The organism is Enterobacter sp. Bisph1 (genome assembly GCF_000814905.1).
Classification (GTDB): Bacteria; Pseudomonadota; Gammaproteobacteria; order Enterobacterales; family Enterobacteriaceae; genus Kosakonia.
Genome location: NZ_JXAG01000029.1, coordinates 79,579 through 92,529, shown reverse-complemented (window position 1 = coordinate 92,529; position 12,951 = coordinate 79,579). Strand labels below are relative to the sequence as shown.

The 12,951-nt window shown below is 53.3% G+C and carries 13 protein-coding genes; 10 read left to right on the top strand and 3 right to left on the bottom strand.

The genetic code is table 11. The annotated features are described in order from the left end of the window. Positions 1-2: 2 nt before the first annotated feature. The 8 genes from pyrB (at position 3) to RW65_RS05050 (ending at position 4,571) form a co-directional block, all read left to right on the top strand. Positions 3-938, top strand: coding sequence for an aspartate carbamoyltransferase (gene pyrB, locus RW65_RS05090; protein WP_039055593.1), 936 nt, complete (start codon positions 3-5; stop codon positions 936-938). A gap of 12 nt (positions 939-950) precedes the next feature. Beyond that, the gene (pyrI, locus tag RW65_RS05085; RefSeq protein ID WP_039055592.1) at positions 951-1,412 is read left to right on the top strand and encodes an aspartate carbamoyltransferase regulatory subunit; all 462 of its coding nucleotides are present in this window, start codon (positions 951-953) and stop codon (positions 1,410-1,412) included. 74 nt (positions 1,413-1,486) lie between these two features. After that, entirely contained in the window at positions 1,487-1,873 is a 387-nt protein-coding gene (gene ridA / locus RW65_RS05080; protein WP_039055591.1) for a 2-iminobutanoate/2-iminopropanoate deaminase, read from the top strand. Between the two features lie 86 nt (positions 1,874-1,959). Continuing rightward, positions 1,960-2,394, top strand: a complete 435-nt coding sequence (locus RW65_RS05075) for a hypothetical protein (protein ID WP_039055590.1) — start codon at positions 1,960-1,962, stop codon at positions 2,392-2,394. Between the two features lie 288 nt (positions 2,395-2,682). Continuing rightward, positions 2,683-3,015, top strand: coding sequence for a DUF1493 family protein (locus tag RW65_RS05070; protein WP_039055589.1), 333 nt, complete (start codon positions 2,683-2,685; stop codon positions 3,013-3,015). Between the two features lie 284 nt (positions 3,016-3,299). Beyond that, entirely contained in the window at positions 3,300-3,749 is a 450-nt protein-coding gene (locus RW65_RS05060) for an STM2901 family protein (RefSeq protein WP_039055588.1), read from the top strand. Further along, positions 3,743-4,069, top strand: coding sequence for a DUF1493 family protein (locus RW65_RS05055; protein WP_039055587.1), 327 nt, complete (start codon positions 3,743-3,745; stop codon positions 4,067-4,069). The genes RW65_RS05060 and RW65_RS05055 overlap by 7 nt, the downstream gene beginning before the upstream one ends. Positions 4,070-4,085: 16 nt before the next feature. Then, the gene (locus RW65_RS05050; protein WP_039055586.1) at positions 4,086-4,571 is read left to right on the top strand and encodes an Hcp family type VI secretion system effector; all 486 of its coding nucleotides are present in this window, start codon (positions 4,086-4,088) and stop codon (positions 4,569-4,571) included. 223 nt (positions 4,572-4,794) lie between these two features. Here RW65_RS05050 and RW65_RS05045 read toward each other — a convergent pair whose 3' ends face one another. From RW65_RS05045 to RW65_RS23330, 3 genes are all read right to left on the bottom strand, one after another. Beyond that, entirely contained in the window at positions 4,795-7,179 is a 2,385-nt protein-coding gene (locus tag RW65_RS05045; protein WP_039055584.1) for a beta-N-acetylhexosaminidase, read from the bottom strand. A gap of 147 nt (positions 7,180-7,326) precedes the next feature. Continuing rightward, on the bottom strand, positions 7,327-10,035 hold the full coding sequence (gene mgtA, locus RW65_RS05040; protein WP_039055582.1) for a magnesium-translocating P-type ATPase: 2,709 nt from the start codon (positions 10,033-10,035) through the stop codon (positions 7,327-7,329). A gap of 107 nt (positions 10,036-10,142) precedes the next feature. Beyond that, positions 10,143-10,349, bottom strand: coding sequence for a hypothetical protein (locus RW65_RS23330; RefSeq protein WP_039055579.1), 207 nt, complete (start codon positions 10,347-10,349; stop codon positions 10,143-10,145). Positions 10,350-10,418: 69 nt separating this feature from the next. Between RW65_RS23330 and treR the strand changes: the two genes are divergently transcribed. Together treR and treB are read left to right on the top strand one after the other, a co-directional pair. Then, positions 10,419-11,366, top strand: coding sequence for a trehalose operon repressor TreR (treR, locus tag RW65_RS05030; protein WP_039055577.1), 948 nt, complete (start codon positions 10,419-10,421; stop codon positions 11,364-11,366). 125 nt (positions 11,367-11,491) lie between these two features. After that, positions 11,492-12,910 (top strand): PTS trehalose transporter subunit IIBC, encoded by a 1,419-nt coding sequence (treB, locus tag RW65_RS05025; RefSeq protein ID WP_039055576.1) that lies wholly within the window; start codon positions 11,492-11,494, stop codon positions 12,908-12,910. The last annotated feature ends 41 nt before the right edge of the window (positions 12,911-12,951 follow it).

Below are 12,951 nucleotides of genomic sequence, written 5' to 3'. Positions count from 1 at the left end.
CCATGGCTAATCCGCTATATCAGAAACATATCATTTCCATAAACGATCTCAGCCGCGAAGAACTTGAACTGGTGTTACATACCGCCGCACGGCTTAAGGCCAACCCGCAGCCGGAGTTGCTTAAGCATAAAGTGATCGCCAGTTGCTTCTTTGAAGCCTCTACCCGCACCCGTTTATCCTTCGAAACCTCGATGCACCGTCTCGGCGCGAGCGTGGTCGGATTCTCCGACAGCAGTAACACCTCGCTGGGTAAGAAAGGCGAAACCCTGGCGGACACCATTTCGGTGATTAGCACCTATGTTGACGCGATTGTGATGCGCCATCCGCAAGAGGGCGCGGCGCGACTGGCGACGGAGTTCTCCGGCGGGATTCCGGTGCTCAACGCCGGGGATGGCGCGAATCAACACCCGACGCAAACCCTGCTCGATCTGTTCACTATTCAGGAGACTCAGGGCCGTCTGGAGAATCTCAATATCGCGATGGTCGGCGACCTAAAATATGGCCGCACCGTCCATTCTCTGGCACAGGCGCTGGCGAAATTCAGCGGTAACCGCTTCTACTTTATCGCCCCGGACGCGCTGGCGATGCCGCAGTACATTCTCGATATGCTCGACGAAAAAGGCATTGCCTGGAGCGCCCACGCCAGTATCGAAGAGGTGATGGCGGAGGTGGATATTCTCTATATGACGCGCGTACAGAAAGAGCGTCTCGATCCTTCCGAATACGCCAATGTAAAGGCGCAGTTTGTCCTGCGCGCCAGCGATCTGACGGGCGCGCGCGACAATATGAAAGTGCTACACCCGCTGCCGCGCGTCGATGAAATCACCACCGACGTCGACAAAACGCCCCACGCCTGGTATTTCCAGCAGGCCGGTAACGGCATCTTCGCTCGCCAGGCTCTGCTGGCGCTGGTTCTTAATCGCGATTTGACCCTGTAAGGAGCAACGACAATGACTCATGACAACAAACTGCAAGTCGAAGCCATCAAACGCGGCACCGTCATTGACCACATCCCGGCGCGCGTCGGTTTTAAACTGCTGACTCTGTTTAAGCTGACGGAAACCGATCAGCGCATCACCATTGGCCTGAATCTGCCCTCCGGCGAAATGGGCCGCAAAGATCTGATCAAGATCGAGAATACCTTTCTGACGGACGAGCAGGTCAACCAGCTGGCGCTGTACGCGCCACAGGCCACCGTAAACCGCATTGATGAGTATGAAGTGGTGGGCAAATCCCGCCCGAGCCTGCCGGAGCGCATCACCGGCGTGCTTATCTGCCCGAACAGTAACTGCATCAGCCATGCAGAACCGGTCTCCTCCAGCTTTGCGGTGAAAAAGCGCGCCAGCGATATCGCCCTGAAGTGCAAATATTGTGAGAAAGAGTTCTCGCACCATGTGGTGCTGGCAAATTAATTGCGGTTGGTATTGCCTTTCTGCCTCCCTATAATGGATCGGAACCTCAATACCGCCGTCATTCAGGAGAAATTATGACCAAAGTTATCGCTACGGAAAATGCGCCAGCCGCTATTGGCCCTTATGTACAAGCCGTTGATCTGGGCAACATGATCCTGACCTCCGGTCAGATCCCGGTTGATCCGAAGACCGGCAGCGTGCCGGACGACGTGTCCGCACAGGCGCGCCAGTCGCTGGATAACGTGAAAGCGATTGTTGAAGCGGCCGGTCTGAAAGTCAGCGACATCGTGAAAACCACCGTGTTCGTGAAAGATCTCAACGATTTCGCCACCGTTAACGCCACTTATGAGGCGTTTTTCACCGAGCACAACGCCAGCTTCCCGGCGCGTTCTTGTGTGGAAGTGGCGCGTCTGCCGAAAGATGTGAAAATCGAGATTGAAGCGATCGCCGTACGCCGCTAATCGCGACGCAGGGTAGAAAAAGGCAGCTTAGGCTGCCTTCTGGAATTTCTGAAGAACCTGACGCTCTCATTAATGGGGGTGAAGAAATGATAGCTCTGTTAAAAGTCATGAAATGGTGCGCATTATTGGCCGTCACCGTGCTTATTCTCGTATGGCTGTTTGTCTGGCTCGTTGCATCTGACTCTGATGAAACAACTGCCTACAAAGAAAATGATTTCTTCAACTACCACACTCTGACAGACAAGGACATTGAAAACGCCCCGCGTATAACGGACGATTTCTATTTCGAGTCTCACCCCGGCGATGGTTATGCGCCTTCAAATAGCATTATCTTCAGGGGAACTGCCGATATAACGCCGTTGCACTCTTACCTTGAAAAGCTAGGCTACATCAGAGAAAAGCGTAGCTTAGGGGAAAAGGAAATATGGTCAAAACCTGATCAGCTAAATGGGGATCTTTTCTACCTGTACTTTAATGCCGCCACGGATAAAGTTGAGCTGACAAAGGTTCTGAATAACTGAGTTTCCCCGGATTGAAAGTTGCATGCTTATGGTTGCCCCTTTCCAACGATTAAGGCTTTAACCTCTCCCGTTGTAGTGGCACAGTGAGTAAAAGGATTAACCTATCACCAGGTGCTACAGGTAAGGAAACAGGATTTCAGCCTGATGCGCCTATTCAAAACTAAATGGTTCAGCAAGACGGCTAAATCTCACTTGATTTAAAATAGTGAATTATACCAGCTTAAGGCAACAGCTCATTTATTACGCTATACGTGACTATAACCGTATAGCCCATGATAAGGATAAATTATGGTAAATGACATCGAACCACGTATTTTGGCGTTGGCAAGGCGCTACAATGGCGTTTATTTATTTAACAACGAAAAAAAGCAAAAGTTGTTAACGTGGGATACTGATTTTGATACTGACATGCGGTTAGATGTCGGTGAAGCAGAAGATTTAATGGACGAATTTTTCAAAGAATTTCAGGTGGAAAGTGGCAACTTTAAAATTGAGACGTATTATCCTGATAAGCCTTTTTCATGGAATCCGTTCAAGAAAACGGAACCCGTCCCCGTCCCAGATTTTACTCTTGGTATGCTGCTCGAATCAGCTAAAGCCGGGAAATGGCTATATGACTAATAGCAAGGAGCGTAAAAATGGCTGTATCTATACATCTGATTTTGAAAGACGATGGCGTCTCGCAGATTATGCGGACTTGCGATGTTCATGGCCGTGATGGGAGCATAAAGCTACGCAACTTACTGCTCGGGGGAATTATCCCTACAGATCCGCTCACTGGTGATGGCAGTCATTTCCGTCACTATGCCTAACAATCAGAAATTTCTCGCAGAAACCCTTTCCTATATCCTATTGCGTAGGTGTACGATTAACGATTAATACTTGTATAAAATAAAAGGTTACTGATGGATACAGTAGAGCAACTTAACGGAACATACTTTTATAAAGGTGTTTTCAACATTTCAGCAGGTGAGCTATTTTTCTGGATTTTTTTAGACAAAATAAATGATCAGTTTGGTGGTATTAAAGACGTTGTGACAATGAGTTGCATCGTTCTTGGTTTACCTCTGTTAAAAACAAGGGGTAAGCCATATGGAACAACAGCAGGAACTTCAATTGCCTCTAAATATCTTCGTCAACTACTGAATGTCGAAATGCCAATAAGGTTGCCTACGATCACGGAAGCAAGTATTGCAACGTTAAAACCAAAGTATGTAACTAACTTAGGCGCATTTATTGGCAGAGGAATACCTGTTGTTGGATGGGCGATTGTAGCCAGTGATGTTAGTCAAATCGTCTATAAAACAGTGAGAGACTACAATACCATAGCACATGAGAAAGATCGCATATGGTAACTGAACAAGAAGTTTTAGAGTTCTTTCGAGATGAACTTCCAGTCTTAGGGACATTTAGCGGAAAGCTAATACCATTGCAGTTAGACGATATATTACAGGAGTATGCAGAGGAAGATGATTTAGTTTTTTGCATGAATAAATATAGCGATATGTTTAATGTTGATGTTTCAGTAATGAAATACAATGTCTATTACCCGTGGTTTAAAACATGGTTTTTTAGAAAATGGTTCACGACTAAACCAGTTAAACAAATATCGAAACCTCTCACGGTAAGAATGTTTGCGGAATCGGCCAGGGCTGGTCACTGGTTGTATGATTAAATAAGGAGCGTTAAAAATGGCTGTACCTGTACACTTGATTTTGAAGGATGACGGCGGATCGCAGATTATGGGATCTTGTGATGTTCATGGGCGTGATGGCTCTATAGAATTACGTAGCCTGCAGCATTCTTTAACTATTCCTACAGATATGCTAACCGGGAAAGTTACGGGAAGCCGCCAACATGCACCGTTTAACTTCACAAAAGAGATTGATACCTCATCGCCTTACTTGTTCAAAGCAGCCGCTACAGGACAAACCCTCAAGAGCGCCGAATTCAAGTTTTATCAAATCAACTACAGTGGTCAGGAAGAGGAATACTACACCATCACCCTTGAGAATGTGCGAGTCGTTAGCGTTAGCCCTGTTATGCACGATACACGAACGGCGACGGGTACAGGGCATATGGAGGATGTTTCATTAAGCTATGAGAAAATCACACACTTACATAAACACGGAAACATAATGCACTCTGACGCCTGGAACGAGAAGAAACAAGCTTAAAAGAAAGGGCGCGTGATGCGCCCTTAGATCATGCCTTCAACCTTCGTAGGTAATCTTCTTAAGAAGAGTTACTTGATTCTGTCAAACAAGGGAAACCCATTTTCCTTGTTTGCGCTAAGCTACCAAAGATCAACTTTCCCCTTTCGCATACGTTGACCTCTGCCGCCCTTACAATTCAAAACCTGTTCTCATAGGTGTCAGGCAGCTTACGCTGCCCTTTTTATTAGTGATTGCGCGTGGCGCGCAGCAGTTTTTCCAGCGGATAGACCGCCGCTATCACCACTTCATCCTGAATTTGCGCCGCGTTATCCAGCTCGCGCTGAATAGAGGTCATTTCGCCATCATCCAGCGTGCCCTGCCGAGCGACTAAATCCGTCAGCCGCAGACCAATCGAAGCCAGCTTATCCACCTGCAAAATCACCGGGCGCATCCCTTTAAGCTGATAGTTGCTGTCGCTCAGGGCCAGCGCGTCACTGGTGTTGCTCTGCCAGCGGCTAAACAGATGGCGCAACGCCACGGCGCTGGTGCTATCTTCCGCGTCGCTGATAAGCTTATCGACCCACTGATTCATCTGGCGCACCGTGTTGCTCTCCGGTGCCAGGGCATCGGCAAAGCGGTTTAACGGCTCAAGCTGGTGATAATTACCCGCCTGGAACTTCAGATGCTGGCGCGTGTAATAGTGCGCCGGTTCAATCGCCTGGGCGAGAATTTGCAGCGAAAGCGTGTCGCCGCTGTTCGCTAGTCGCGTGAACTGGGTGAGCTGCTGGCTATGCTGCTGCAGACCCACGGAGACCGTTGACCAGCTGTCTATGGCCTGCAGACGGGTGTACATATTGTCGCTGTCGTTTACGTCCTGCGCCGACCATAACCGTTCCGCCACGGCAAACGCCCGCGGCCACAGTTTAATATCCAGCACCGGTGCGACGACATTTTCCGCCCACAGCGCCGCTTCGCCGCCGAGCAGATTTGCCTGATGGCTGGCATCGGGCACGGCGGGTGCAACGCCTTTTGGCACCTCGTTAAGCCGCGCACCGGTGACCGGATAACGCGCATTGCCCAGCAGGAAGTAGCCGCTGAGCTTATCGTCAGTAATAGTGATTACCGGGCGGGTTTCCCCCATCCAGGTATCAACGACGAAGCTTACCTGGCTGTCGCTGCGCCAGTCGATATTCTGCACCGCACGGCGCGATTTTCCTGAAAAATCAATGAATCCGCGCCAGCCGTTCTCGCCTTTTACCAGCGTAAAGCTCCCTTCGACGGGCTTGCCTTTAAGCCGCGGCATGGAGAATGACCAGCTTTGCGCGCTGTCGTTATCGGCAAGCCGATCGACGCCGTTTAAGCCCTGCGGCACAATCTCATTCCGGTAGTGGTAAGCGGTGTACTGCGGCTGATCGAGGTAAAAACCGGTGGAGAGAATGCCTTTGTAGCCCTGTTGCGCCACTTCACCCAACGCGTCTTGCCCCTGCCAGGACTGAATAAGTATGCTTTTAGGCAGATCCGGATGGAAAATCTCGTCCCAGCCCACCATCTGGCGATGATGTTTTTCCAGAATCGTCTCCAGCTTGCGGTTAAACAAAGCCTGTAAGGCGTGACTGTCGGCAAGCTTGTTGTCGCGCATAAACTGCTGGATCGCCGGATTGTTTTTCCACTGCGTATCGTCCACTTCATCGCCGCCAATGTGCAAATACGCATCAGGGAAGATCGCTGCCAGTTCGCTCACCATCGCCTCCGCAAAGGCGTAAGTTGCCTCTTTTGTCGGATCCAACAGCGGTTTTAGCACGCCCCAATGGCGCTCCATCTGATAAGGCCCCGGCGCGCTCATCAGTTCCGGGTAGGCCACGGCAATCGCCGAAGCGTGCCCCGGCATATCGATTTCCGGTACCACGCGGATGCCGCGTGCCGTGGCGTAACGCACCACATCGCGCATTTGCGCTTCGCTGTAAAAGAGGCCGTCGCTGGCAAGCTGGGTCAGTTTGGGGTAGCGCTTCGAACTAAAGCGCCAACCCTGATCGTCCGTTAAGTGCCAGTGCAATACGTTGAGTTTCGCCGCCGCCATGCCATCGATCTGCCGCTTGATATCCGCAACGGGCACAAAATGGCGGGCGGAATCGAGCAGCAATCCACGCCACGGGAAACGCGGCGCATCCTCAATGGTTACCCACGGCAAGGCGCTATGTTCCGTACCGTTTTGCATCAGTTGCAGCAGTGTTTCGATGGCGCGCAGCGCGCCAAAGCGGGTATTCGCCGCGATCTGCACGCCGCTGGCGTCAACCTTCAGGGTATAACGTTCATCGCTCTCCAGGTTCGGCAGCGGCGGCACTTTTTTGGCGATGGTAATGGCGATGGTGGGATGCTGCGGTTTTTCCGCCTGTGGTTGCAGCGTCCAGCCGGTTTGTAAGGCGATGCGCTGGCGCAAACGCGTCACGGCATCGTCCAAATCGTCGCCGCTGACGCTTATCGAAAGATTATCCTGCAGTACCAGAAAGCCCGCGTTCGCCGGACGTTCAACCTTTGCCGGCCAGGGCATCAACGGCAGATCGCCTGCGGGGGCGGCAAAAGCGGAAAAACCGAGCAGCAACCCGGCAGATAACAGGCTGTAACGTAACATCATTGTTCCTTCAGACGGCGTCAGGCGAGAGAAACATTTTGTTAACATGCTGCCCCAAACGGGTCAAGCGCGCCGGGCGACGGGGATCACAGCCTTAGGGAATTGAGAGAAATCCCGGCTGCGCACAGGCGCAGCCGGGTTGTTGCGTTACTGCCAGCCGTAGCGGCGGCTATAGAAGCCTTTCATTAACTGGGTGAGGGTCATATAGCCCGCCAGGATGCCAACCAGCCACGGGAAGTAGGCCAGCGGCAGCGCCTGCAGCTGCAAATAGGTTGCCAGCGGCGAGAATGGCAGCGCAATGCCGACGCAAATCACCATCAGCGTCATCACCACCAGCGGCCAGGCGGCCCGGCTCTGGATAAACGGTACGCGGCGGGTACGAATCATATGCACAATCAGCGTTTGTGACAGCAAGCCGACAACAAACCAACCGGACTGGAACAGGGTTTGCGCTTCCGGCACGTTGGCTTTAAACACCCACCACATCACGCAAAAGGTGAGAATGTCGAAGATAGAACTGATGGGGCCAAAGAAGATCATAAAGCGCCCCAGATCCGCCGGATTCCAGCGCTGCGGTTTGGCGATCTGCTCGTCATCGACGTTATCAAACGGAATCGCCACCTGCGATACGTCATACACCAAATTCTGCATCAGCAAGTGCAGCGGCAGCATCGGCAAAAACGGCAGAAAGGCGCTGGCGACCAGCACGCTAAAGACGTTACCAAAGTTAGAGCTGGCGGTGATTTTGATATATTTCAGCATATTGGCGAAGGTACGACGCCCTTCGATCACACCTTGTTCCAGCACCATCAGGCTCTTTTCCAGCAGAATGATATCCGCCGCTTCGCGGGCAATATCCACCGCGCCATCCACCGAGATACCAATGTCCGCCGCACGCAGCGCCGGGGCGTCATTAATGCCGTCGCCCATAAAACCGACCACATGACCTTCGCGTTTAAGCAGACGTACAATGCGCTCTTTGTGCATCGGCGTCAGGCGGGCAAACAGCGTAATGTGCTTCGCCATTTGTGCCAGCTCGTAGTCGCTCATATGCTCTATTTCGCTGCCCGTCAGCGCATCGCCAACCTCCAGCCCCACTTCATGGCACACTTTCGCCGCCACCAGTTCGCTATCGCCGGTGAGGATTTTGACGGTGATCCCACTCGCCTTCAGCGCTTTTAACGCCGGTGCGGTGGTCTCTTTCGGCGGATCGAGGAAGGCGATATAGCCTTCGAGGATCAGATCCGACTCATCGATGCGTTGATAATCACCGCTACGGGCCGGCAGATATTTGGTGGCGACGGCAACCACGCGCAGCCCCTGGCGATTCAGGGTACTGGTGACCCGCTCAATGCGCCGCAGCATGGTGTCATCCAGCGGGAAGATCTCGCCGTTAAAACGCACCTGCGAGCAGACGCTGAGGATTTCCGTTAACGCGCCTTTACAGATCAATTGGTGAACATCTTCTTGCTGCGAGACAATAACCGACATGCGGCGACGTTCGAAATCGAAGGGAATTTCATCGACTTTGCGCCAGCTAGCCGCCAGCGTCTGCGCCGCGTGGGCATCAACCCCTTCCAGCACCGCGGTATCGAGCAGGTTTTTCAGCCCGGTCTGATAATGGCTATTGAGCCAGGCGCTGTGCAAAACGAGGTCGCTGACTTTGCCACTGATGTCCGTATGGGTCTCCAGCACGATTTTATCCTGCGTCAGGGTGCCGGTTTTATCGGTACACAGAATGTCCATCGCGCCAAAGTTCTGGATCGCATCCAGATGTTTGACGATCACTTTCTGTTTCGACAGCTTCACCGCGCCGCGCGCCAGCGTAGAAGTGACGATCATCGGCAACATTTCCGGCGTCAAACCGACGGCCACCGACAGGGCAAACAGCGCCGCTTCCCACCAGTCGCCTTTGGTAAAGCCGTTGATCAGCAATACGATCGGCGTCATTACCAGCATAAAGCGAATCAGTAACATGCTGACGCGACCAATGCCGCGCTGAAAGGCGTTCTGCTCAATATCCTGTTCGCCGACGCGTCCGGCGAGCTGACCAAACCAGGTATTACCGCCGGTGGCGATCACCATTGCCTGCGCCGTACCGCTCACCACGTTGGTGCCCATAAAGCACAGGGTATCGCTCTCCAGCGGATTGCGCTGCGCCGTCTGCCGGCTTGTCGCCACTTTTTCCACCGGCAAGGATTCGCCGGTAAGGGAGGCCTGGGCGACAAACAGGTCCCGCGCCTGGATCACGCGCAGATCTGCCGGGATCATATCCCCTGCCGCCAGTTTGACGATATCGCCGGGCACCAGTTGATTAATCGGCAGCTCGCACCAGCGGTTTTCGCCCTTCTCATTGACCATCCGCAGCACCGTCGCGGTATTGCTGACCATCGCTTTGAGCGCATCGGCCGCTTTGGTGGATCGTGCTTCTTGCAGGAAGTTAAGCAGGGTTGAGATCGCCACCATCAGCGCAATCACCACCGCGGCAAAGAGATCTTCCGAGGCATAGGAGATAATCCCTAAACAGGTGAGCAGCAGGTTAAACGGGTTGCGATAGCACAGCCACAGATGGACCCACCAGGGAGCGGGTTTCTGCGCCGGGATGATGTTTTCACCGTGCTTGGCCCGCGCCCGTTCGACATTCTGCGGCGTCAGCCCTTCCGGATGGCTGCTAAAGGTTTGCCAGAGCTGCTCCTGCTCCATCGCGGCAATGGCAAGGCAGCGTTCGCTCATTAAGGTGGGGATTTCGCCCTGTACGCTATGTTGCGCGCCGGGCAGCGGATCGCGCTGGACCAGACGACGAGGTAAATGGCGGGTAAAACGAGCAAAAAGCTCCCGGGTGATATTTTTAAACATAGTCATATCCTTGCACCGGCATCACGCGGGTGCGCTAAACAAAAGGCGTAGAAAAGCCACGCCAACAGGCGTTTCAGTTGGGCAGGGACAATGACAATGTCGCTGCCTTACGCATCCGGTAAGGCAGCAAAGGCGGGCTTACCGGAAAGCGTTTCTCCATCGAGGGAGAGGGGTGGGATCGGGATCCATTTGGCCTCCGGTAAGGGTGAAAAGGTAAATCTTAACGTAGCGGTATCATAGCGGTGTTGAAGTAAACCAAACGTATACGTGCCAGCAATGAATGGCACAAAGTGCATAAACCAGACTTTGCTCATTGCCCAACCATTGGAACCTGAACAAAACTCCTTTATCCTGCACCCGCCCTTTATGGAAAGGATTGACCAATGCAAAACCGGCTGACAATCAAAGACATCGCACGCTTAAGCGGCGTGGGGAAATCCACCGTTTCCCGCGTCCTGAATAATGAGAGCGGCGTAAGCCAGCGCACGCGCGAGCGGGTGGAAGCGGTGGTTAATCAGCACGGTTTCTCCCCTTCCCGCTCCGCGCGCGCCATGCGCGGACAGAGCGACAAAGTGGTGGCGATTATCGTTTCGCGTCTTGATTCATTGTCGGAAAACCTGGCGGTCCAGACGATGCTGCCGACCTTTTACGAGCAGGGTTATGATCCGATTATGATGGAAAGCCAGTTCTCGCCGCAGCTGGTGGAAGAGCATTTGCAGATGCTGAGCCGCCGTAATATCGATGGCGTAGTGCTGTTTGGTTTTACCGGCATCAGCGAAAGCCTGCTCGCCTCATGGCAGTCGTCGCTGGTGCTGCTGGCGCGCGATGCCAGCGGTTTTGCCTCCGTCTGTTATGACGATGATGGTGCTATCCAGCTATTAATGGAAAATCTGTATGCCAAAGGGCATCGCCATATTAGCTTTATCGGCGTGCCGCACAGCGATGCCACCACCGGCAAACGCCGTCACGACGGCTATATGGCGTTCTGCCAGCAGCACCAGCTTGAACCCCGCTTCGCCTTGCCGGGTCTGGCGATGAAACAGGGTTATGAGCATGTCGCCAGCGTGCTCAGCGCCGAAACTACCGCCCTGCTCTGTGCAACGGATACGCTGGCCCTCGGGGCGAGTAAATATTTACAAGAGCAGCATATTGAAAATGTGCAGCTGGCGAGCGTCGGTAACACGCCGCTTATTAAGTTTCTGCACCCGGAAATCGTCACCGTTGATCCCGGCTATGCCGAAGCCGGTCGCCAGGCCGCTGCACAATTAATTGACCAGGTTAATGGCCGCGCCACGCCGCGCCAAATCGTGATCCCCGCCCGCCTCGTTTAAATCCCAACGACGATATATTGTGATCCTCGCCCGGTTACGGGAACGTTCCCATTTTCTATTTTTTGGTCCGCAGTTACGCTTTGCGCCGATCGTTACGCATCATTTCTCCCCCGAGAGGCACCAGAATGAGCAAAGTCAATCCAGCAGATATCGAGCAGTTGATAACCCTGGTAGGCGGCCGCGATAACATCGCCACCGTCAGCCACTGTATTACCCGGCTGCGCTTTGTATTAAATAATCCGGCCGCGGCCGACCCGAAAGCGATTGAGCAGCTTTCGATGGTAAAAGGCTGCTTTACCAACGCCGGACAGTTCCAGGTGGTGATTGGCACTAATGTCGGCGACTACTATCAGGCGCTGCGCGCCGCTACCGGTCTGGCTCACGCGGATAAAGAGCAGGCCAAACTGGCGGCGCGACAAAATATGAAGTGGTATGAGCGGATGATCTCCCACTTCGCGGAGATCTTCTTCCCGCTGCTGCCAGCGCTGATCAGCGGCGGTTTGATCCTCGGTTTTCGCAATGTGATCGGCGATATCCCGATGAGCAACGGCCAGACGCTGGTGCAACTCTTCCCGCCAATGAAAAGCGTGTATGACTTTCTCTGGCTGGTTGGCGAGGCGATCTTCTTCTATCTGCCGGTGGGGGTTTGCTGGTCGGCGGTGCGCAAAATGGGCGGCACGCCGATTCTGGGGATTGTGCTCGGTATAACACTGGTTTCGCCGCAACTGATGAATGCCTATCTGCTCGGCTCGCAAACGCCGGAAGTGTGGAATTTTGGCCTGTTTACCATTGCGAAAGTGGGTTATCAGGCGCAGGTGATCCCGGCGCTGATGGCCGGGCTGGCGCTGGGCTTTATTGAAATACGCCTGAAACGCATGGTCCCGGACTATCTCTATCTGGTGGTGGTGCCGGTATGTTCACTGCTGCTGGCCGTATTCCTGGCCCATGCGTTTATCGGCCCGTTCGGCCGGATGATTGGCGACGGCGTCGCCTGGGCGGTTCGTCATCTGATGACCGGCAGTTTTGCGCCGATTGGTGCCGCGCTGTTTGGTTTTCTCTATGCGCCGCTGGTTATCACCGGTGTGCATCAAACCACGCTGGCGATTGATATGCAGATGATCCAGAGCATGGGCGGCACGCCGGTGTGGCCGCTGATCGCGCTGTCCAATATCGCGCAGGGATCGGCGGTGGTAGGCATTATTATTGCCAGCCGCAAACACAACGAACGTGAAATCTCCGTTCCCGCCGCCATCTCCGCCTATTTAGGGGTGACCGAACCGGCCATGTACGGCATCAATCTGAAATACCGCTTCCCGATGCTGTGCGCGATGATTGGCTCCGGCCTCGCCGGTCTGCTGTGCGGCCTGAATGGCGTAATGGCGAACGGTATCGGCGTTGGCGGCTTACCGGGCATTCTGTCGATTCAAACAGGTTTCTGGCAGATTTTCGCCTTCGCGATGGCGGTGGCTATCGTTATCCCGCTAATCCTGACCTCTTTTGTTTATCAGCGTAAGTTACGTCAAGGTACCTTACAGATCGTGTAATTTTTGGGGCGCGTTTGCGCCCCTTCTTTTTTGCAGGAAAT

Bases quoted from the DNA above. Each gene is read 5' to 3' on its own strand.
- RW65_RS23330 (WP_039055579.1), bottom strand. From the start codon at position 10,349: ATGAGCAAAGTCTGGTTTATGCACTTTGTGCCATTCATTGCTGGCACG.
- pyrI (WP_039055592.1), top strand. From the start codon at position 951: ATGACTCATGACAACAAACTGCAAGTCGAAGCCATCAAACGCGGCACC.
- treB (WP_039055576.1), top strand. From the start codon at position 11,492: ATGAGCAAAGTCAATCCAGCAGATATCGAGCAGTTGATAACCCTGGTA.
- RW65_RS05050 (WP_039055586.1), top strand. From the start codon at position 4,086: ATGGCTGTACCTGTACACTTGATTTTGAAGGATGACGGCGGATCGCAG.
- ridA (WP_039055591.1), top strand. From the start codon at position 1,487: ATGACCAAAGTTATCGCTACGGAAAATGCGCCAGCCGCTATTGGCCCT.
- treR (WP_039055577.1), top strand. From the start codon at position 10,419: ATGCAAAACCGGCTGACAATCAAAGACATCGCACGCTTAAGCGGCGTG.
- mgtA (WP_039055582.1), bottom strand. From the start codon at position 10,035: ATGTTTAAAAATATCACCCGGGAGCTTTTTGCTCGTTTTACCCGCCAT.
- RW65_RS05070 (WP_039055589.1), top strand. From the start codon at position 2,683: ATGGTAAATGACATCGAACCACGTATTTTGGCGTTGGCAAGGCGCTAC.
- RW65_RS05045 (WP_039055584.1), bottom strand. From the start codon at position 7,179: ATGTTACGTTACAGCCTGTTATCTGCCGGGTTGCTGCTCGGTTTTTCC.
- RW65_RS05060 (WP_039055588.1), top strand. From the start codon at position 3,300: ATGGATACAGTAGAGCAACTTAACGGAACATACTTTTATAAAGGTGTT.
- pyrB (WP_039055593.1), top strand. From the start codon at position 3: ATGGCTAATCCGCTATATCAGAAACATATCATTTCCATAAACGATCTC.
- RW65_RS05055 (WP_039055587.1), top strand. From the start codon at position 3,743: ATGGTAACTGAACAAGAAGTTTTAGAGTTCTTTCGAGATGAACTTCCA.
- RW65_RS05075 (WP_039055590.1), top strand. From the start codon at position 1,960: ATGATAGCTCTGTTAAAAGTCATGAAATGGTGCGCATTATTGGCCGTC.